Source organism: Algoriphagus sp. oki45 (genome assembly GCF_036245605.1).
Classification (GTDB): domain Bacteria; phylum Bacteroidota; class Bacteroidia; order Cytophagales; family Cyclobacteriaceae; genus Algoriphagus.
This window is the reverse complement of the sequence record NZ_BTPC01000004.1, coordinates 21,029-41,765: the sequence shown is the minus strand read 5'-3', so window position 1 is coordinate 41,765 and position 20,737 is coordinate 21,029. Positions and strand designations below refer to the sequence as shown.

At 44.6% G+C, this 20,737-nt stretch carries 19 protein-coding genes; 5 read left to right on the top strand and 14 right to left on the bottom strand.

Translation table 11 applies throughout. The features are described 5' to 3' along the window. Positions 1–189: 189 nt before the first annotated feature. The 5 genes from AAA942_RS16200 (at position 190) to AAA942_RS16185 (ending at position 5,517) form a co-directional block, all read left to right on the top strand. Positions 190–1,551: a Gfo/Idh/MocA family oxidoreductase gene (locus tag AAA942_RS16200; protein WP_338221633.1), complete on the top strand. Its 1,362-nt coding sequence runs from the start codon at positions 190–192 to the stop codon at positions 1,549–1,551. Beyond that, positions 1,502–1,621, top strand: coding sequence for a KxYKxGKxW signal peptide domain-containing protein (locus tag AAA942_RS20350; RefSeq protein WP_445083351.1), 120 nt, complete (start codon positions 1,502–1,504; stop codon positions 1,619–1,621). The genes AAA942_RS16200 and AAA942_RS20350 overlap by 50 nt, the downstream gene beginning before the upstream one ends. After that, positions 1,618–2,619, top strand: coding sequence for a PmoA family protein (locus AAA942_RS16195; protein WP_445083350.1), 1,002 nt, complete (start codon positions 1,618–1,620; stop codon positions 2,617–2,619). Before AAA942_RS20350 ends, AAA942_RS16195 begins: the two co-directional genes overlap by 4 nt. A 262-nt stretch (positions 2,620–2,881) precedes the next feature. Then, positions 2,882–4,534, top strand: a complete 1,653-nt coding sequence (locus AAA942_RS16190) for an FAD-dependent oxidoreductase (RefSeq protein ID WP_338221338.1) — start codon at positions 2,882–2,884, stop codon at positions 4,532–4,534. Between the two features lie 308 nt (positions 4,535–4,842). Continuing rightward, a complete protein-coding gene (locus tag AAA942_RS16185; RefSeq protein ID WP_338221337.1) occupies positions 4,843–5,517 on the top strand; it encodes a hypothetical protein in 675 nt (224 codons plus the stop codon). A gap of 19 nt (positions 5,518–5,536) precedes the next feature. Here AAA942_RS16185 and AAA942_RS16180 read toward each other — a convergent pair whose 3' ends face one another. The 14 genes from AAA942_RS16180 to AAA942_RS16115 all read right to left on the bottom strand — a co-directional run bounded on the left by AAA942_RS16180 (position 5,537) and on the right by AAA942_RS16115 (position 20,737). Beyond that, positions 5,537–6,601, bottom strand: a complete 1,065-nt coding sequence (locus tag AAA942_RS16180; RefSeq protein ID WP_338221336.1) for a PCMD domain-containing protein — start codon at positions 6,599–6,601, stop codon at positions 5,537–5,539. Then, positions 6,598–7,302: an outer membrane beta-barrel protein gene (locus AAA942_RS16175; RefSeq protein WP_338221335.1), complete on the bottom strand. Its 705-nt coding sequence runs from the start codon at positions 7,300–7,302 to the stop codon at positions 6,598–6,600. Before AAA942_RS16175 ends, AAA942_RS16180 begins: the two co-directional genes overlap by 4 nt. Next, a complete protein-coding gene (locus tag AAA942_RS16170; RefSeq protein WP_338221334.1) occupies positions 7,299–7,754 on the bottom strand; it encodes a hypothetical protein in 456 nt (151 codons plus the stop codon). The genes AAA942_RS16175 and AAA942_RS16170 overlap by 4 nt, the downstream gene beginning before the upstream one ends. A gap of 10 nt (positions 7,755–7,764) precedes the next feature. After that, on the bottom strand, positions 7,765–9,501 hold the full coding sequence (locus tag AAA942_RS16165) for a hypothetical protein (protein WP_338221333.1): 1,737 nt from the start codon (positions 9,499–9,501) through the stop codon (positions 7,765–7,767). Between the two features lie 109 nt (positions 9,502–9,610). After that, a complete protein-coding gene (locus AAA942_RS16160; protein ID WP_338221332.1) occupies positions 9,611–10,414 on the bottom strand; it encodes an SDR family oxidoreductase in 804 nt (267 codons plus the stop codon). A gap of 27 nt (positions 10,415–10,441) precedes the next feature. Continuing rightward, a complete protein-coding gene (locus tag AAA942_RS16155; RefSeq protein ID WP_338221331.1) occupies positions 10,442–11,218 on the bottom strand; it encodes a glucose 1-dehydrogenase in 777 nt (258 codons plus the stop codon). 361 nt (positions 11,219–11,579) lie between these two features. Beyond that, positions 11,580–12,278 (bottom strand): HAD family hydrolase, encoded by a 699-nt coding sequence (locus AAA942_RS16150; RefSeq protein ID WP_338221330.1) that lies wholly within the window; start codon positions 12,276–12,278, stop codon positions 11,580–11,582. 218 nt (positions 12,279–12,496) lie between these two features. Beyond that, positions 12,497–13,414 carry an alpha/beta hydrolase gene (locus AAA942_RS16145; RefSeq protein WP_338221329.1) on the bottom strand — a complete coding sequence of 306 codons (918 nt, stop codon included), beginning with the start codon at positions 13,412–13,414 and terminating at the stop codon, positions 12,497–12,499. A 76-nt stretch (positions 13,415–13,490) separates the two neighbouring features. Then, complete coding sequence (locus tag AAA942_RS16140; protein WP_338221328.1) at positions 13,491–13,826, bottom strand: L-rhamnose mutarotase; 336 nt, start codon at positions 13,824–13,826, stop codon at positions 13,491–13,493. A 71-nt stretch (positions 13,827–13,897) separates the two neighbouring features. Beyond that, positions 13,898–16,417 (bottom strand): replication restart helicase PriA, encoded by a 2,520-nt coding sequence (priA, locus tag AAA942_RS16135; RefSeq protein ID WP_338221327.1) that lies wholly within the window; start codon positions 16,415–16,417, stop codon positions 13,898–13,900. Between the two features lie 4 nt (positions 16,418–16,421). Then, positions 16,422–18,449, bottom strand: coding sequence for a thioredoxin domain-containing protein (locus AAA942_RS16130; protein WP_338221326.1), 2,028 nt, complete (start codon positions 18,447–18,449; stop codon positions 16,422–16,424). 89 nt (positions 18,450–18,538) lie between these two features. After that, on the bottom strand, positions 18,539–19,522 hold the full coding sequence (locus AAA942_RS16125) for a GSCFA domain-containing protein (RefSeq protein ID WP_338221325.1): 984 nt from the start codon (positions 19,520–19,522) through the stop codon (positions 18,539–18,541). Positions 19,523–19,565: 43 nt separating this feature from the next. After that, positions 19,566–20,315: a DUF1835 domain-containing protein gene (locus AAA942_RS16120; protein WP_338221324.1), complete on the bottom strand. Its 750-nt coding sequence runs from the start codon at positions 20,313–20,315 to the stop codon at positions 19,566–19,568. Then, positions 20,312–20,737, bottom strand: coding sequence for a DUF1801 domain-containing protein (locus tag AAA942_RS16115; protein WP_338221323.1), 426 nt, complete (start codon positions 20,735–20,737; stop codon positions 20,312–20,314). Before AAA942_RS16115 ends, AAA942_RS16120 begins: the two co-directional genes overlap by 4 nt.

Genomic DNA, 20,737 nt, shown 5'->3' with positions numbered 1-20,737 from the left:
AGTTTGCAGTGGGCAGTAAACAGGAGGCAGTTCCAATTGCAATAGGGAGCAGTACTTGAGTTGGCTTTGGAGAGTTGAAAATTTTCTAATGATCAAGAAATACCACGAATTAACCCTTAACAATTAACTAATAACCAATTAACAAATAACCAATAACTCAAAACCTTGAACATACTAACCCAAAATGCCATGAACAACGATAATTCGAGAAGGGATTTTCTCAAAAAAACAGCCTTAGGCACAGCTGGACTCAGTCTGGGTGCTATGGCCTTTTCACCTAAAAGTTACAGCCGCATCCTCGGAGCAAACGATCGAGTGAATGTGGGTATTGTAGGATTCTCTGACCGCTGTCGGGGCGCTTTGGTGCCTGCCATGCAAATTCACGCCAAGGAGATGAATTTTCAGTTTACTGCTGTCTCGGATATCTGGAGCCGAAGGAGAGAGGAAGCCCAAGCTTTTGTGAAGGAAAAAGCGGGTTTAGACATCGCTGCCTGCAGAAACAATGATGAACTCTACGATCGTAAGGACGTGGATGCAGTGATCATCAGTACGGCAGATTTTCAGCATGCGCTTCATTGCAAAGAGGCAGTAGAGGCAGGCAGAGATGCTTATGTGGAAAAGCCTTTTGCAGAAACAATGGCAGATAATCGGGCGGCAAAAGAAGCGGTTCTTCGAACCGGAAAAATCGTGCAGGTAGGCTCCCAGCGTAGAAGTGGGATCAATTATCATCAGGCCCATGATTTTATCAAAGCGGGCAAGTTTGGAGATATTGTAGCCGTAGAAATGACTTGGAATGTCAATCAACCCGGACGCTGGAGAAGACCGGATTTGGTGGGTCAGATCAGAAAAGAGGATACCGACTGGGATCGATACCAGATGAATCGCCCAAAAACCGACTGGGACCCGAGAAAATACCTGGAGTTCCGTCTATTTTGGCCTTATTCTTCCGGTATTCCCGGACAGTGGATGGCGCATCAGATCGACACGGTACACTGGTTTACTGACTTGCCCCACCCAAGAAGTGTAGCTGCCAACGGGGGAATTTACCTTTGGAAGGACGGTCGCCAAAATTTTGATACGATGACCGCTGTTTTTGATTATGGTCCTTTTAATGACTCCTCAAAAGGTTTCCAAGTGATCTATTCTTCGCGCTTCACCAATTCAGCCGGAGGCACCAAGGAGATTTACTATTCCAATGCAGGAGAGCTGAATTTGGATACCAATAAGATCTCTCCAAACGGAGGCCTTAGAGCAAATCAAGCCCGAGCCATGGGAATGCAGGAAAATCTGCTTCAGGAAATGGCTTTGGGAGAAGCGGTGAAAGTGGAAACCGGAGCCAATACCGGAGCAGATGACATGACTTCCGCCCATATGCGCAACTGGATGGAATGCGTTCGGTCCCGTAAGAAGCCCAACGCAGACGTGATGGCAGGCTACAACCACTCCATCGCCAATATCATGACCACAGCTGCACTGAGAACAGGTCAGTTTGTGACCTTTGATGAGGAAAAGCAAGAAGTCTTGGCTGGTGGAAAGCCTTTCCAGTATTGAGCTATGCGATCGAGAAACAAAATCCAATGGGGGACAGCAGGTGTACTGCTGTCCTTCTTTTTCGGAATGAATGCGCCCCTTCATGCTCAAAAAGATCAAGTGAAATTGATCCGTAAGGATGCCGAAAAGAAGGTGGAGGTACGGATCGGAGAGGAGCTTTTTTCAGCATATCTCTATCCTGAGACGATTGCCAAGCCAGTTCTTTACCCCATTATTACCTCCGGTGGCCATGAAATCACCCGAGGATTTCCTTTGGCACCCAGACCGGGAGAGCGGGTGGACCATCCCCATCATATTGGGCATTGGATGAATTATGGCGATGTCAATGGACTGGACTTTTGGAATAATTCCGATGCCATTCCTGCCGACAAAAAGGATAAATACGGAACTATCAGGCATACCGGAATCACAGCGTTGAACGAAAACGGGAATTCCGCTGAGTTGGAGGTAACTATGGACTGGTTGGCTCCGGATGGGAATGTTTTGCTAAAAGAAAAGACGCATTTTGTTTTTTCTTCAGAAGGGAAAAAACGAACCATAGACCGAATTACTACCCTGACCGCGCAAGACCAACCTGTATCCATGAAGGATAACAAGGAGGGAGTTTTTGCCATCCGTGTCGCCAGAGAATTGGAGCATCCTTCGAATAAACCGGAGATTTTTACCGATGCCAATGGGATCCCTACTACAGTAGCTAGTCTGAATAATGAAGGGGTCAGTGGCAAATATCGGAGCAGTGAAGGAAAAGAGGGAGATGATGTATGGGGTACCCGTGGGGAATGGGTGACGCTCAACGGAGAGATAGAAAAGGAAAAAATATCTGTCGTCATTCTGGACCATCCCTCCAATCCCGGCTATCCGACCTATTGGCATGCCCGAGGGTATGGACTGTTTTCAGCCAATCCTTTGGGGCAAAAGGAACTTAGTGGAGGAAAAGATGTGCTTAATTTTGGTTTGAAAGCTGGGGAGTCGGTCACATTTCGGTATCGTATAATGGTCTATTCTGGGGAAATCCCAGGCGATGAGGTCTTGAATTCGGAGGCAGGTAGCTTTGGAAAAGAGCAATAAACAATGAGAAATGGCCAATGACCAATGACCAATGAGCAATAATCAATTACAAATTCTCAATTTCCAAACGCTATTAATTACTAACCAATGAACAATGAACAATAACCAATGAGCAATGATCATTTGCCAATAATCAAGGAGGAATTACCAATTCTCAATTCTCAATTTCCAAAAACAATCAACAATAAATCCTTAACTATTAACCCTTAACCCTTAACCCTTAACCCTTAACTATTAACCCTTAACCCTCAACCCCTCCCCTATGAGAGCCCTATTCGCTTGTATATTCTTTTCTTTTCTGGTAGCCTGTTCGACGACGAAGGAAGAGATCAATGAAGCCGATATCATCATCTATGGAGGTACTTCTTCCGCGATTACAGCTGCCGTGCAGGCAAAGAAGATGGGGAAGTCCGTCATTGTGGTTTCTCCGGATATCCATTTGGGGGGATTGTCTTCAGGTGGTTTGGGGTTTACTGATACGGGGAACAAGGCGGTCATCGGGGGATTGGCTAGGGAATTTTACCATCGGGTTTATCTACACTATGCCCAAGATTCGGCTTGGAAATGGCAAAAGCGGGAGGAGTATGGCAACAAAGGTCAAGGAACTCCGGCCATTGACGGGGAAAACCGGACCATGTGGATTTTTGAGCCTCATGTAGCCGAGCGGATTTTTGAGGATTTTGTCCGAGAAAACCAACTTGAAGTCCTCCGAGACGAGTGGCTAGATCGGGAGAAAGGAGTGGTTAAGGAAAATGGAAAGATTGTTTCGATTCAAACCCTTTCCGGCAAAAAGTATCAGGGTAAAGTGTTTATCGATGCTACCTATGAGGGAGATTTGATGGCTGCTGCAGGGGTAAGCTACCATGTGGGCCGGGAAGCTAATTCGGTTTATGGGGAAACCTGGAATGGAGTTCAAGTCGGGGTCTATCAGCACCGACATTATTTTATGGATTCTATCTCGGCTTATAGGATACCGGGTGATCCAAGCAGCGGCCTTTTACCGGAGATTTCCTCCAAGGCTCCGGGCAAAAACGGGGAAGGAGATCAACGGCTTCAGGCCTACAATTTTCGAATGGCACTGAGCAGATTTCCTGATAATCGAGTTCCTTTTCCCAAACCGGCCAATTACGATTCCAATCGCTATGAACTGCTGGCCCGGGTTTATGCCGCTGGCTGGAATGAGACCTTTTGGAAATTTGACCCGATTCCGAATCTGAAGACAGACACGAACAATCATGGTCCCTTCAGCACGGACTACATCGGAAAAAATTACGATTATCCGGAAGCAAGCTATGAGCGGAGGAAGGAAATCATTCGGGAGCACGAAGATTACCAGAAAGGCTTGATGTATTTTCTGGCAAATGATAGCCGGGTTCCTGAAAATGTGAGAAATGAGATAGGCAATTACGGATTGGCCAAAGATGAATTCACCGACAATGGCAATTGGCCGCATCAGATCTATGTACGGGAAGCCAGAAGAATGATAGGATCTTACGTCATGACCGAACACGATGTGCTTGGGGCCAAGGTGGTTCCCCAATCTGTGGGCATGGGTTCGTATTCACTGGATTCACACAATACTCAGCGCTTTGTGACTCCAGGAGGTTTTGTCCAAAACGAGGGGGATATCGGTGTGCACCCAAAGCAGCCTTATTCCATTTCCTACGGCACCTTGGTTCCTAGAGAAGAGGAATGTAAAAATCTTCTCGTCTCCGTATGTGTGTCCAGTTCGCACACCGCTTTTGGATCCATCCGGATGGAACCTGTTTTTATGATTTTGGGCCAAAGTGCGGCAGCTGCGGCATCCTTGTCAATTGATGAAAAGGTATCGGTACAGGAATTAGGATATGAAAAGCTGAGAAAGGTCTTGATTGAGGAGAAACAGGTGTTGGAAAATGAACTGATTGAAAATTGATTTTTTTGTCTTTTTTTCAATTCCGCATTCAGATGGTGGATAGAGCTGGCTAAAAATTGATCATGATGGGAGATTGGGATGGTGGACCAAAGAAGGTCTGGTTTTTTTACCTCGTTAAAATTTTATCCAGAATCACCCTTCTTAAAAAAACTTTGGAATACTCTAATGAGTCTTTTTTTAATCCTATTTTTAATAAAGTTTGGTTTTTACATGAGTGACTTAAAGAATAGAAGCAATTTCTCTAGTTTAGTTTTTGATCAGATTGAAGTTGGATAGGAGGCAAGTTCTACTCGACATTTAGGCCCATTATGACTATAGAAAAGAAAACCAAAGGAAAAAAAACTCAGGAAAACATTCTTTTTGAATCTAGGAGGATTTTAAATGAAGAAGGAGTTTTTTTGACTCTTAGGGAATTATCCAAAATCATAGGAATCACCATTGGGGGGATCACCAATTATTTCCCGACCAAGGATCATTTGTTTGTAGGATTAGCTGAGATTTATGAAAAGGAGGTAGCTGAGATTTCTATCAGCGACTCTGTTGCCCAAGCCCCTTCTTTTTTTACATTCCTGGATTTTGTTTCCAAAATCATGGACATACAGTTTGAAAATCGTTCGACTATTCGATTTATCTCTCTGGCCAGTCAATCCCAGAAGACGCTTTTTGATCAAATCACGACAACCTGGAACAATAGGAAAGATAAGCCTTTCGCAATGGTTCGATCCCTTGTAGATCATGGGCTTCTTACTGATGAGATACTGGAAGAGTTTCCAAAGCATATCTTCCGCTTCCAATTTATCAATACGATGACCACATGGATTTCATCCTATTCTCTTTACGACAACGATAAGTTGTTTGAAGAAGTCAAGCCGATTTATCTTGCCGGAATTTTGAATGTCTTTAGTCCATTTCTCACCATCAAAGGCAAAGAACAATACCTGGAGGTAATGAAGACCCTTAAATCAGATTATCAGAATGGGTGATAGCCAAATTCTTGGCTCTTCAATAGTTCAATTTGACGGAATTAATAATTAAGGTACTATTTACTCCACCCTCAAAATTGGCTCCTTCGGCACTGGATGCAAAGACCAAAGTCAGGTGGGTCACTTCTTCGTTTGCGGAGCCAAATTGCCCGTTGGCCGGAAACCAAAATGAAGGGGAATCAGGAGGAATTGGGCCATATATGACCGGCACAGTAACATCCTTCAATTCTGCGATTGACTCTCCGCTTCTTAACCAAGCAGTTCCAATCCGCTTAATTTCAGAACCGGATCTGTTTTCGAGTAAGAGATAAATGTCAGCTTGGTCTTCTTTTTCCAAAACCTGGCCTTTACCATTTCGGTAAACTTCTCCTGGAGAATAGGAATAGTTAATGGTGAAGCTTTTTGGCTTGCCGGTGAATGCGATTCCGAATTGGGTAGAATTAAGAGGATTGGAAATGTCCAAAACGAATTTCCCGGTAAACATGGAACCGGCAGCCATTCTCTGGCCCACCAATTGGGCCAAAGGACCGAGATCACGTGTGATCAACCTCGCTGCAAAATCATCTGGGGCTATCTCAAATTTCTCTACGTTTGCATCACCCAAGGTCACTACCCCGGCATTTCCCGAGGCCCATATCGAATTGGCATCTTTTCCAGGCTCCTCATAGTTTTTGCCGGAAGGCGTGTACCAATCCTCAAACTCTGAGTTTTCCAATTGCTGGTTTTCAGATTGCTTGGTGACAATGACCTGATAGCTGGCTAGGGAACCATCCTCAGCTTGAACTTGATAGGTGACGGGGGAGGAAAAATCCTGAGCCTCACCTTGTGCAGGAGTGACCTTAGCGTAAGAACTGAGGCCGATAGAATCTGCAGCCAGTTGGGTAATATCTACTTTTGAACCGACAGAAAGTCGAATCAAAAGGCTGTCTTCAATGATCTGAGAATTTCCCAATTGCCCAGATACTGTGAAATAGCGGATTTGCTTCAGGGAAGATTTACCAAAAAAGTTTTCATCAATACAGGAAAAAGTGAGTATTGAAAATGCCAGAAATAGGAGGGAAATTCTAATGCTTATCTTTTTCATAGGTAAATGGAGAATCCAAGTGACAGTTCCAACAAGTTGATTTTCAGGCTAAGATCGCCGGAATTCACCTTGGAGTCCGGAAGACCGGTTGCTTCGCTGGTGATGATAGTCCGACTGATTCCAAGAGCACCGACATTGACTTCAAACCCGAAATTTTCATGGATAAAAACCAGCATTCCCGGTCTCATCCCCAGACCGTAATAAATTCCATCTGTAAACTCTCTTGTCAATACCCCATCTGTGGTGGTCTCTTGGATTCCATTTCCGAATCCAATTTGTAATTCAGTGGGGATGACAATGTAAAAGCGGTTACTTTCTCCCAAAGGTATGAAATTCTTGACATAGGGTCTGATTTCAAACTTCCTTTCTGCAGAGTTTACATTTGAGATCACTCCATCAGAGGATTGCTGAATACTTTCATCTTTTCGACTACCGTACAGCAAACCAATTCCAATACCTAGATTGTCTTTGATGACATATCCTGGATCGATCCGAAGGTTGAAGCCGTTTCTTTGCTGTTCGATATAGGTTGCGAATAGTTGCCGGTCATTTTCTCCTGTCCGTGAGTTTGCCGATAGACTCAAGCTGCTAAACCAAGTTCCTTTGGTGATAGGGACGCCATTGGAATAGTCTTTTTTATTTTGAGCCATACCAAAACTGAGAGTCAAACAGAAAAAAAGAAAGGTGAGCTTATGTTTCATTTCTTTACCAAGTCAGTTACTACCATTAAATTAACAATCACAGAAACAATTCCTGCAATAATTCCTGCCCAGATTGCGGCTGTTATCGGGGAAATTTCCACAGATCCCATCCATCGCTGCCAAAGCACTCCAAGCGTCACTACCATTCCAAAAGCAGAAAAGGCATACTGAAGGGATTTTAAAAAATATCTCGGAAAGTAAGCAGGCTTATCGGGGACTTTGGTGGAGGCATAGGCTACACCGGATAAAATAAATGCTAAACTGACGGCTAAGGGGACGGCACCAGAAAATAAGGTGTGTGCTTCTGTTGAAATCAAATTGTCAGTGACTAAAACAGAATCGAGATCTTTTACTTGGAACCAATTGATCACCCCATTGATGAAAGTATTTATCAAACCTCCAACGAGGGCACCTTTCCAAATGGAAGCAGGGGTGTAAGTAGATGTTGACATAAATTAATTTTTAAAAGAAAAGAAATACCGTTCCCTGAAAGGATAACCAATCTGGGGTTTGAGTTTCAAAATTTTCAGTTATGGCCTTCCCCGGATCTCCCCAGGTGAATATCCCCAAGAAGAGGTAATTCTTTGCAAAGAAGTATCTGAAAGAAGCAGTCACTTCCTGCCCAATGGATTTGGAACTGAAAGAATTGATAGGAGGTAGGCCTCCCTGATTATTTAATTGATCCGCGCGAAAATGAAAGTAATCCAGAGAGAGCTCCATATTTTTTTTCAAATACCCCTTTACTTCTACCCTGTGAGTGACGAAGTTTCCGTCTCCTGATATTTTTCTGAAGTTTAATCCCTGAACCCAATTTCCCAGTCCTCCTGTGAGGAGTGCATCATATCGTTCATAGGTAGGAGTAGCAGGATCATCTCCCTGCATGTAGGCAAATCTGTAGTAGAAAGATGGACTTCCTTTCCATGCTTTTTTAAGAAGTCCTCCTCCAATGTACCAACCTAGCGCTTTCATATCTGCATCTGCATGCGTTTGGTAGGCAAACTCTGATTTTAGGAAAATGCCCTTTTGTCCCAAGTTGTTGATCCATAGCTTAGGGTTGATGACTCGCAAGCCCTCCCAGGGAATAGGATTCCCGGTAGTGCTGTATTGGGATAATGAATTGATAATCGAAATGTAGCTTAGACCCAAATCCCAATGCTTATTGTCTTGGAATTGCAATGAGCTGCCTAAGTATCGGGTATCTGTTTGTCGATCTTTGAAGAGCTCCTGAGGTTCCAGGAAAAAACCATCCAGGTGAAATTTTCCATAGCGGATTTTTGCCAAACCAGTCATTTGAAAGGTTGTCCTGGAATTCAAATACACAGAACCTCTCTCTCCAGCATTAGCAGAGCCTGAGAATTTGGCAAAAAGGAATCCGTCATTCAGTTGGAAAAACTGTCGTCCTGCAGAAAGGTCAAAACTGAGTTTTTCATTTTTTCCTAATCTGGGTAATAGAATCCCTCCATAAAGACGCTCTACTGCTCCAAAAGCAGTTGCTCCTGCCGAATAAATATCGCTGCTGTTTCTTCCGGAAAGAAGGAAGGAAACTGAAGCATAAGGGAAAATCTTTGATTTACCCAATTGGGTAATACCCGCCAAACCGGGTTCAATATAAAATTCCCCCCAAAACCTTGGTCCTAATCCTGCAGGGTCAGTAGCTACCGGATTTCCCTGAGTGAATTGTTCACCCTGTGCAAAAAGACCGTTTTGTTCATGATAAAATCCTCCTCCTCCGTTTAGAAGCCAGGTGAGTTTTGATTTTTCGGTTTGGGAAATCAAAGGGAATCTTGCCTTTTCTTCTAAAATTGGTTCTTTAGAATCCCCTTCCTCTAGAAATTCAGCAGTAAGTACAAAAGTGACTGGACCTCCCAGTTCGGTATTGTAGAGTCTATAGGATGCTGATTTTATTTCCGGTTGTTTTCTTACAACTTCCAAGGCCAAATCAGCAGTAAACTGCCTAAAGCTCCCTCCGGGTCTGATCTCAAAGGAATCAGTGAACTTTGCAAGTTCTGTCGAATCTGCTAAGTAGGTTTTTCCATCCTTTTCCAACAGGATAAGCACCGAACGAATAGGGCTACCTTCCGCATTGGATGGGATAGTTTCTATTCCAAATGCTATGTTTTGCTGGGCTAGTAGTGGATAAAGTCCAGATAGCCAAAACAAGAAAAATCCTAATGAAAATACTCGTCTGATTATCCCCATGTCATTGGAGGTAAAGGACTGTCTAAAAGAAGTCAGATGATCGATTTAGAGGTGAGTTTTAAAAATCACTTGGGTCGTTCTTCTTGAAGATTTCTCCTAGTCAGTCCTCTTAGTTTAGTCTTCTTTTTTTGGGCATTTTACTTCGATAAGTACCTCCTCCATCAATCCGCAGATCGATGCCTGTGATCCATTGAGCAGCATCACTCATTAAAAACATCATTCCATAGGCAATTTCCATTGGAGCACCTCGGCGTTTCATGACAAACATATCAGACAAGGCTTTCAGCATCTCAGGAGTATATCCAGCTGCTAAAGTGCTATCTCCATTATCCACACTGCCTATCAATACAGTGTTGAAGCGGACTTTCGGTCCGGATACGACTGCCATGCTTCTGACCATGTTCATCAAACCGGCTTTGGCGGTACTGTATTCAATAAACTCCGGAGATGGACTTACACCTACAAGTGAACCGGAAAATACCACGGAAGCATTGGGCTCTTTTTCAAGGTGAGGCATGCATAATTTGGTCAAATTGTAAGACCCTACTGTATTGAGCAAATAGGATTTGACCATTTTATCTGAATCAGAGCCCCAAATTGGAGTATTGGCTCCCCAACCTACATTGTTGATCAATCCACTGATTTTGCCGAATTTTTTGAGTGTGGAGGTAACCAAATGCTCCAAATCTGCTTCAGAAGTTGCATCTGTTTTGATCCCCAAAGTTGTTTTTCCGCTTTCCTTTTCAATTTCTTTAGCGACTTGAATCGCTCCTTCTTCATTAAGATCAGAGATGACTACGTTAGCTCCGAGGCTGGCAAAAAGATGGCCTGCCGCGCTTCCTATTGCGCCAGCAGCTCCAGTAATGATAATTACTTTTCCTTCGAAGGAAAATAGTTTTTCAATTGTAGACATAGTTGATTGGTGTTAGTTAAGAAAATATCAGTCTAGAGTCTGGACTCCTCCTCCGTTTACAAAAATGACTTGGCCTGAAACCCACTCAGAAATGGGGCTGGCAAAATACAATACAGCTCCTGCGATATCGTCTACTTCTCCCAATCTCTTGATGGGAGTGTGGGCAAGCATTTTTGCCTCGATTTCAGGAGTAAGGACTGATTCCAAAGCGGCAGTCTTGGTTGCTCCGGGCCCCACGGCATTGACTCGAATTCCATCTACCCCGTAGTCCATGGCTAGGTTGGCAGTCATGTGATTCATTGCCGCCTTGGAAGAGGCATAGGCACTCATATTCGGGCTTTTGTTGATACTTGCCATAGAGGTGATATTGATGATCGACCCATATTTGCCCTCTTTCATGTGAGGAGCGCAAAGTTGGGAAAGCCTCCAGGCTGAATACACATTGAGTTGAAATCTCCAGGCAAAGTCCTCCACAGAAATTTTAGAAGGATTTTCTCTTCCTCCTCCACCTCCCCCGGCATTGTTGACCAAAATATGAACTCCTCCAAGCTCCCGTACAGTCTGATCTACGAGATTTACCAAATGGGCATCCTCTGTGACATTACATTCCACAGCTATGGCTTTACCGCCTTTTTTGTTGATTTCTTCTGCGACAGCTTCTGCATCAGCGAGTTTGAGATCACTGACAGCGACTGCTGCACCTGCTTCTGCTAGCATCAATGCACTGGCTTTACCAATGCCATTTCCACCACCGGTTACGATGGCCACTTTGGATTTTAGATTGTAAAGTTTAGAGATAGACATGTTGTTTTTGTTTTAAAAAAATTTTTTTTTTAAAAATAACTACGGCTTTTAAATTTTGTTAGTGCTTTAAAAGAAAAATGAGAGTTCGAAATAGAAAATAATGTATATCCGCTTTCTTACCAGTAACCAAATTTTATAAATGCTCACCTCGACTTGGTTCGACTAGCTCACCAACCGTCGCTCGGTGACCGTTCGATGTTTTAAGTTGGGTAGGGGAGGAAAATGCGGCGCAGCCGCATTTTCCTCCCCTACCACCATTAATCCCGAATCCGGAGGTCGAGCGAAGTCGAGGCCACTTTTGATCTACTGGCATAATTGCGGATAATCATATAGGAAATAATCAAATCCATTGGCAGGATAATTATTTCTGAAGCTTTTTGATCAATTCTGTCGCTTCTCCGATGTTTTCCACCTTAAAAAACCGCTCATGCTTCACTTCATGATCCACTTGCTCATGTACCCAAGTGATATGGAAGGGGATATGGATTCCATATCCTCCCAATTCCAAAACGGGTAAAATGTCTGATTTCAGGCTGTTGCCCAGCATCAGAAATTCGGAAGGGTGGATATCCAGGTGACGAATTAGCTTTTCGTAATCACTGACCCGCTTCTCACTCATGATTTCGATATGGTGGAAGTGTTTCTCCAAACCGGATTTTCTCAGTTTTCTCTCCTGATCTACCAGGTCTCCCTTGGTAGCCATGACCATCCGAAAGTCCCCATTTAAGGCTTTCAAAACCTCTTCTACTCCAGGTAATAGCTCCACTGGTTTTTCAAGCATCTCCTGACCGATACGGATGATTTTATCGATAAGAGTAATCGGGACTTTATGATCAGAAATCCTCAAAGCCGTCTCGATCATAGAAAGCATAAACCCTTTGATGCCATAGCCATACATTCGCAGATTTTCAATTTCTGTGCGATAGAGCTCTTTCATGATCGCATGCTGAGGCATGAAGTCCTCCAACAAGCCTGCAAATTTCTCTTCCGCTTCCCGGAAAAAGGGTTCATTGACCCAAAGGGTGTCGTCTGCGTCGAAGGCTATTACTTTGATGGGCATGTCAGGAAGTTAATTGTTAATGGTTTATCGAGAAGGATTTTGATGCGGGACTTTTTCAAAACCACCATCTGCGACAGTCAATTGCTTTAAATTTATTCATTCACTTGGCGTCATTGCGAGTGACAATTACTATCCCGGAACTTTTTATGAAAATTTTCTGTCACGAAGCAATCTATTTCACCGTAAGACTGCTTCGTCGTTCCTCCTCGCAGTGACGACTACTGAACAGTTTCTTTCATCCAGGCGAGCAGTACGTCTCTCCAGCCTTCTACTGCTCCTTTTCCCAAGCCAAAAGCAAAGCCATGACCTCCGCTGGGATAGATGTGAAGGGAAGCTTTCACTCCATGCTTATGCAAGGCCTGATAATACAAGAGCGAGTTTTCAATAGGCACTCCTTTGTCATCCTGAGCATGTACCAAAAAGGTCGGGGGAGTTTCAGCTGTTACATTCAATTCCCCGGAAAAGCGATCCATCAATTCCTGAGAAGCATTTTCTCCGATCAGATTTTTTCTGGAACCCGAATGAACCGCGGCATCCCGAAAGGAAATGACCGGATAAACCAGAATGGAGAAATCTGGCCGTGCAGAAAGGGCATCGATAGCATCTTTGGGTCGATTGACTTCGTGTGTGTATTGTGTACTGAGGGTGGAGGCCAAGTGTCCCCCTGCAGAGAAGCCCATTATCCCGACTTTGGCAGGATTGATATTCCAAGCCTCGGCATTTTGCCTGACTAGGCGAATGGCTCGCTGTGCATCCATCAGGGGTACTTCCTTCGGGTCAGTTAGCGACTTGGAAATTGGCAGGCGGTATTTGACTACGATTCCGGCGATTCCCTGCGCATTGAGCCATTTGGCAAAGTCAGTGCCCTCCCAATCGTAGGCCAAAATTCCATAGCCTCCTCCCGGGAAAATTACCACAGCCTCCCCGGTTGCAATCTGCTTGGTTGGCAAATAAACTTCGATGGTGGGTGTTTGGACATTGGCGATTCTGAGGATTCCCTGCTGAGTGGATTCTTCCTGCAAATCGGAAGGGTTCTGTAGGGGAGGGGTGCCTTCCCAGAGTGGAAGGGTGTGATTTTGCGCAAAAGTCAGCATACTCAGTAAGATCAAGGCTAGGGTTAGGAAGGGTTTTTTCATAGCATAAGAAATGTTCAAGATTCTATAATTTTATAGGTAAATCCCAAATCCCAAATCTGAAATCCGGCATCCGACTTTATCCTTTAAACTCAAATATCGGCTCACAAAGCGCCCATCTCCAGTTTGGAGGTGTTCCGGGCAAGTTGGTCTGAAATTGGCCCAAAAAAGCTTCCCATTCCTGAACTTTGTGATTGGCATAGTCCAAAGCGGCTTTCTTTTCGAAGCTGAAATCATCCTCAGTCTCCAGAATCATGCTTAGCCTGTTTCTCCAGCGATAAATACTCATGCTGCTTATTCCTGCCACTCGAATACTTTCGAGAATTTCCGGAGCAACGGCTTGGTGGCATTCGACATAAGCTTGTATAGCTTCCGGTTCGTCTTTTAGGTCGCAGATCAGAAGAAATCTTTGCATGGGCTTTGGATTTTCAATTCTCAAGAAACTGAAAAATTCTTCTTTTCCCATCCTGAATTCAAAAAACTCAATCAGGAAGGATCCACATCCACCACCCATCTTACCGAACGGAAATCAGGGACCGCCTGAAGCTCTTCGATAATCCGCGTCAGGTTCTCTTTAAACACACTCTGAGTAACTCCGGATTTCTCGAGTTTGATCAGGCTTTCCAGCTGGTATTGGTTTTTGATTCTGGCGATCACCCCCTTTTCCGGTCCAAGCACAATCTTCTTAATCGGAATTTTGGCCATCTGATGATGAAGGGCATGGGCAGCCTTTTCTGCAGTTTTGAAGTCGGTATGGCGGGTGGTTATTTTGATCAGTTTGACATAAGGAGGGTAGTAATACTTTTTTCGGTCCATCATTTCCTGACGGAAATATTCCAGGTAATCACCCCGGATGATATTTTCAAAAACCTCATTTTCCGGTTTCCTACTTTGGATGATGACCTGTCCCTTGACTTCTCTTCTTCCTGCCCGACCTGCCACCTGAGTGATCTGCTGAAAGGCTCTTTCTCCGGAGCGGAAGTCTGGAAAATTCAAAATCCGATCCCCATCCCAGATTCCCACTACACTTACATTTCCAAAATCCAAGCCTTTGGTAATCATCTGTGTCCCAACCAAAATATCAATCTGACCTGCTGCAAATTCATCTAAAATCCGCTGGTAACCGTGTTTATTTCTGGTGGTATCCAGGTCCATCCTTCCCAGTCGGGCTTCCGGAAAAAGCAAACTCAGAGATTCCTCGATGCGCTCAGTCCCCATCCCCTCGAGAGAAAGCTGTGTACTACCACAAGCAGGGCAGGACTGAGGGATCTTTTCCTTGTACCCGCAATAGTGGCATCGAAGCTCCTCTGCAAACTGATGATAGGTTAGGCTGACATCGCATTGCACGCATTGCCCGGTCCAGCCACAATCCTCACACTGCACATAGGGAGAGTAGCCCCGTCGGTTTTGGAAAATGAGCACTTGCTGCTGTTGATCTAGGGCCTGCTGGATTTTTTCGCGAAGCAGACGGGTGGAATCCAGCTTGAGCAGATTTTTCTTTCGGTCTGCCGAAAGATTGGCCAAGTGGAACTCCGGGAGAGTGGCATCTCCAAATCGGTGGTCCAAGGAAACGTATCCATATTTGCCTTGGCTGGCGTTGGAGTAGCTTTCAAAAGATGGCGTTGCTGAGCCCAACAGGGTTTTGGCTTGATGAAAATAAGCCAGCATAATGGCCGCATCTCGGGCATGAAACCGGGGTGCCGGGTCAAACTGCTTGTTGCTCGGTTCGTGCTCCTCGTCGATGATAACCAGCCCCAGACTGTCAAAAGGCAGAAAAATCGATGACCTTACCCCAACCACAAAAGGAAAGCGTCCGCTGAGAACTCCATTCCATACTTCGACCCGCTCATTGTCCGAATATTTGGAATGAAATACACCCATTTTGGATCCAAAAACCTGCTTGAGCCGGCCTACAATCTGCGTGGTCAAGGCAATCTCTGGAAGCAAAAGCAGCACCTGAGAACCGCTGTCGATGACTTCCTCGATCAGCTGAATGTAGATTTCTGTTTTTCCCGATCCAGTCACTCCATGCAGGAGGACGGTTTGCTTGGTTTCAAAATGCCCTTTTATTTCATCAAAGGCCGCTTGCTGGGAAGAGGATAGGGCATAGGCTTTTCGCTCGGCTTCCACCTCTTCGATTCGATTGACTATTTGTTTGAAGGACTCGAAGACGCCGTTTTTGATCAGCGTTTTCAGCGAACTTTCCGAATCCCCTTCTTCGAGAAGAGTAGCTTTATCCAGTCCTTTTTCATTGAGTTCGGGACGCTGAAAAACCGGAATGTCTCTCAGGAATTTGAGCAAAATCGATTCCTGCTTAGGCTTGCCCTGAACAGCCTCGAATACAGCCTGAAGGGCATTTTTGTCCTTGGCTATTTCAGGAACCAAGCGGATTCGGGTTTCTACTTTTGGAGTGTATTTATCCTGTACCTTTTCAAAAATCAAAATGGCTTCTTTGGCCACCAGGCTTTTGATAATGGGATGAATCGTCTTGATTCCCAGAATTTTTTCGCAGTCTTCGTAACTCAGCTCTGCTTGATTTTCCAAAGCCTCCAGGATTTTCTCCTCCCGGATATCCAAAGGATACTTGCTGGTGTCGGGGTCAAAGTTGGGATTGACCTGGATTTTGCTTTCTGAAGAAAGTCGCAAGCCGGAAGGAAGGGCCGCAAACATCACCTCTCCGATATGGCAGAAGTAGTATTCCGCCATCCACACCCAAAAACGGATTTGCAGGGGATTCACACTCGGCTCGCTGTCGAGAATATCCAAGATCGGCTTGGCATCATAGGCCTGAGGAGGCTTATTGTGAACCTTGCCGATGATCCCGGTGAGGACCTTTTTCTTCCCAAACTGAACAATTACCCGAAGCCCAATCTGAATCTCTGACTTGAGGGCAGAGGGAATCCGGTAGGTAAACATCCTCGGGATGGGAACAGGCAGGATGATATCGGCGAAGTTGTTTCCGCTGTTTTTATCCAAAAAATCTTGATCTCCAAAAAGGCTTTCCACCAAACTAGGCTAAATAAGGTAATTGGGATAGGGCTTCTGTCACTGTGCTTACCGGTTTGCGACATGCCCGGTCAAAGCACACATAAATTAAGGCATTTCCCTCCGAATCGGCAGTTTTTCCGGATAAAATCGGGACAGTTTTTGTCGCAGCTTCAGACCAAGCCAAGACTGAATTAGAAAAAAGGGTGTTTCTTAACTCCATGGAAAGGGTCTGTGCTCCCTTTCCCACAATGGCGATTTCGGCAGTCGGAACGAGCATTTCCAGGTACAAATTGGCCCAATTGCAGAGAAATCCGGGTTCTTTGGCGATTAAATCTTTCATTCCTCCCAGCATTTTGCGGGCGATTTCTCCGTATTTTTCCTCATAGGTGAGTAGGCTGAGCCGGTGGAGGTTTCGGGCCATGACCGAATTGGAGGCTGGAATTACATTGTCGAATAGTTCTTTTTTGTTGGCTATCAGTTTTTCAGAATGGGGATTATTGAAATAGAAAAAGCCATCACTTTCATCAAAAAAATCACTCAGGCAAGTCTCGGTAAGCTTGGTGGCCAAATCCAAATAGGAAGATTTTCCGCTTGCCTCAAAGGCAAAAAGCAAAGCACGGATTAGTGCTGCATAATCTTCCAAAAAGGCAGGGGTGTAGGCCTCTCCATTTTTGTAGGATCGTTTCAAAACTCCATCTGTAATCAGCTTTTTTCGGATAAACTCCAAGTTATCCAAAGCCAGGTCAAGCATTTCGGGATCTCCGGTAGCAAAATAGGCCTGAATCAATCCTGCATCAAGCATGGCATTCCAACCCACCAGCACTTTGTCGTCTTTTCCAGGAAAAATCCTATGGTTTCTGACCTCCAAGAGCCGGTTTTTAAGTACGTCCAATTTTGAAATCAGCTCTTGTTCATTCATCCCGAATTCAGCGGCAAGCTGGGCATATTCCTTGGTTTGAAAGAGAATATTTACTCCTTCTTCCCAGTTTCCCTGAGGCTTCAGGTTGTATAGCTTGGCAAACCAAGGCATTTCGTCTCCGATAAGGCTTTGGAGCTCGGCATAGGTCCAGGTGTAGAATTTTCCTTCCACTCCCTCGCTGTCTGCATCCTGGGCAGCGTAGAATCCACCCTCTTCCTGGAGCATCTCTGCCTTTACCCACTGGATAGTCTCCTTTACTTTTTCCAGAAAAAAGGAATCCTGACTGGCCTGATAGGCCTTGGCATACAGCTCCAGCAATTGTCCGTTGTCGTACCCCATCTTTTCAAAATGGGGAGCAAACCACTCTCCATCCACAGAGTACCTCGCAAATCCTCCTCTTAAATGGTCGTAGATTCCTCCCATGCCGATTTTCTTCAGCGTGAAAAAGACCTTTTCCTTCCAGGAATCATTTTTGGATAGGTCTGCAAAGTCCAGTGCGAAATTCCAGATGGCGGGCATAGGGAATTTTGGGATTCGGTTCATACCTCCCCATTCTGGGTCGAACTGGGAGGAGAGCTTGGTGGCGATCTCCACCATTTCGTCTGCCTCAAGCATACTTTCTCCCGCCTCTATCCCATATTTTTCGGTCTCTTTTCTACTCAGGCTGCGGCCAAAACCTTCTGCGCTTTCGGCCAACTGATCTTCATGCTTCGCAAAGGCATCTGCAATATTGGCCAGCAATTGCTTCCATTTCAGGTTGGGAAAATAGGTGCCTCCGTAGAATGGTTTCTGATTGGGCATGAGGAACACATTCAGTGGCCAACCGCCCTGCAGTCCCATCGCCTGCACTGCATCCATGTAAATGTTGTCGATATCGGGGCGCTCCTCCCGGTCGATTTTGATGCAGACGAAGTGTTCGTTCATCAAATCCGCAGTGATCTGATCTTCAAAACTCTCCCGCTCCATCACATGGCACCAATGGCATGCAGAATAGCCGATGGAAACCAAAATCGGTTTGTTTTCTACTTCTGCTTTTCTGAGCGCTTCCGGGCCCCAAGGAAACCAATCTACCGGATTGTGGGCGTGTTGAAGTAGGTAAGGGCTTTGGGAAGATGCGAGGCGGTTTGGCATAGTTGGAAAGTTGAAAGGTGGTAAAGTTGCAAGGTTGAATCCGATGGGTGTCAATCTCTTGGAGGATTGATAGAATAAGGTAAGTGATTCTAAGAGTTATGCCCTTTGAGACTTCGATTTGTAAACTCTATTTCTTTTGAAAAATCGAATTCTACATTCATTCGTTCCAGTTTGGCCTTTAAGTTTTGAAGAAATTTCCGGTGAGATTCACTTTCGGGGTTCAAGGGTCGATGAGCTAATTCCCACTGAATCTTCTGGATTTCATTGATTTTTTCTCGGGTTTCTTTAGAGAAAAAACTGTTGGAAAACTTTCCCCAGATGTAGTTTTCGGCTTCTTCGGAAGGATGAATGAGATCAGATTTGTAAAATCGGTAATCCCTCAATTCGTCCATCATGATCTCGTAGGCAGGAAAATAGTGGACACTGGGAAATCTCTTTTCCAATTCGTGGCAGAGGACTCGGAGCAAACTCTTGCTGAGCTGATTTTCAGTAATCCCGTCTTTGATATGGCGTACTGGACTGACGGTCAGGATGATTTTCAGCTCAGGAAAAACCCTGGAAAAATTGCCCAAGGTTGTATCCAAGTCGAATAGCATGGACTCTAGCTTGGAGAGTCTTTTCTCGAACAACTTTTGAGGCTGTTTGTGGCAATTAGCCACCGCACCGAATTCATGGTGCTCATAATTCCAAGCCGTACCAAAAGTCAATATCAAATGAGTTCCTGAAGTTAAATATTGGTGAGTTTTTTGGATTTTTTCCTTCCAAAGCTGGGAGAGTTCTGCTTTGCTTTTTCCCACCAAATCCGAATGGGCTGAATAATGGAAAAATAGACCTTCCCGTTCCAAAATGCCAGATTCGTCAATAGGATCCTGAAACAAGGCATGGTCCAGCAGTTGGGAAAGGATTTTGGGATGGAAAATGGTCCCAAAAGGATTGATAAGTACATCCATTTTGCTCTTCTTCATTTTTGTGCCGATTACCTGGGCAAAGCAGGAACCCAAACTGAGGATTTTGCTCTGATTGGTGATGGGAAAAGGAGAAGCTGGGATCGGAAAATCAAGTGACCAACGCATGCCTTGAAGTTAAAGATGAATCAAGTCCTAAATTACAGAAAGATTACCTTTCCTCTTTTTGAAGTTGGTTCCAGTACCGAAGGACTTGCAAATCCCCAAATCCATAAATCGGAAGTCGTTTTTGGAATTCTTGGAATACCTTCCCAAAGTCCTTGGTATCTAATTCATTTTGGATTTCCTTTAACATAGCCTTGGGTTTGCCTGGGTAATCTCCGATAGGAATCATATCCCGCCAAGCTTCTACTGCCGCTTTCAAAAAAGGAAATCGTTCCTGAAAAGAATCCGCGATTTTTTGGGCTTCAAATACATCCTCGTTTTGGTAGTGAATCCATAGATCGGAGAGGATGGTACGCTCTTTTGGGTTCAAAAAATGAGCTTTGTTTTCATAGGTATCGATCAGCTCAGCTTCATTCAATCGGATAAAATTGTAGGGAGAGTCGGGATAGGGTAGCGTGAGGTATAGCTCCAAGTCTTTTCCATCCAATTGATTTAATACAAACCAGAGATTGACCTGACAAAAGAGATCCTCCTCAAACCAGCAGTAAACTGTAGATTCATCAGGAATGGCCGGAATTTTCCCCAACTCGGATTGGGAATAGCTTGAGTAATCCACCTCCCAAGCATCCGGATAGGCTTCTTGGATAAACTTTTCCCTTACTTTCCAAAAAGCTTCCAGAGAATCTGATTTCACAGGGCCATCTACCAAGGCTTCCCGAAATGAAATCCGCTCTCCGGGTATTTCTTTCGGGAATTTGGACAAAAGCGAGTCACCATTCAGAATGTGGTAGATCATAGGGTTGGGTATTTGGATTTCATGTAGCGGTATCCTTTCGCGATCAATTCTCTCAAGGCATCCTCCTTGATGTCCTCGAGCTTATTGATGTAAATACAGGAAGCGCCTGTTTTGACTTTTCCCAAGCTATCCAGAGAAAAATCAAAATCCTCGTGCATGCATCCCATCACATACAAGGAAATAGACGCCTTTCTGGGAGAAAAACCCACAATCAAAAAATCTCCTTCCCGTCCACTTTCATACTTGTAGTGATAGCTTCCAAAACCGATGATGGAAGGCCCCCACAATACGGCCTTTTCTCCGGTGACTTCTTCCATGATTTTTTTGATGCGGAAGGCATCCTCTCTTTTTTTGGGAGATTCTACCTGATTGATAAAATCATCCACAGAAGCATTGGTCGGCTGGGTTTTGTTTTCTGCCAT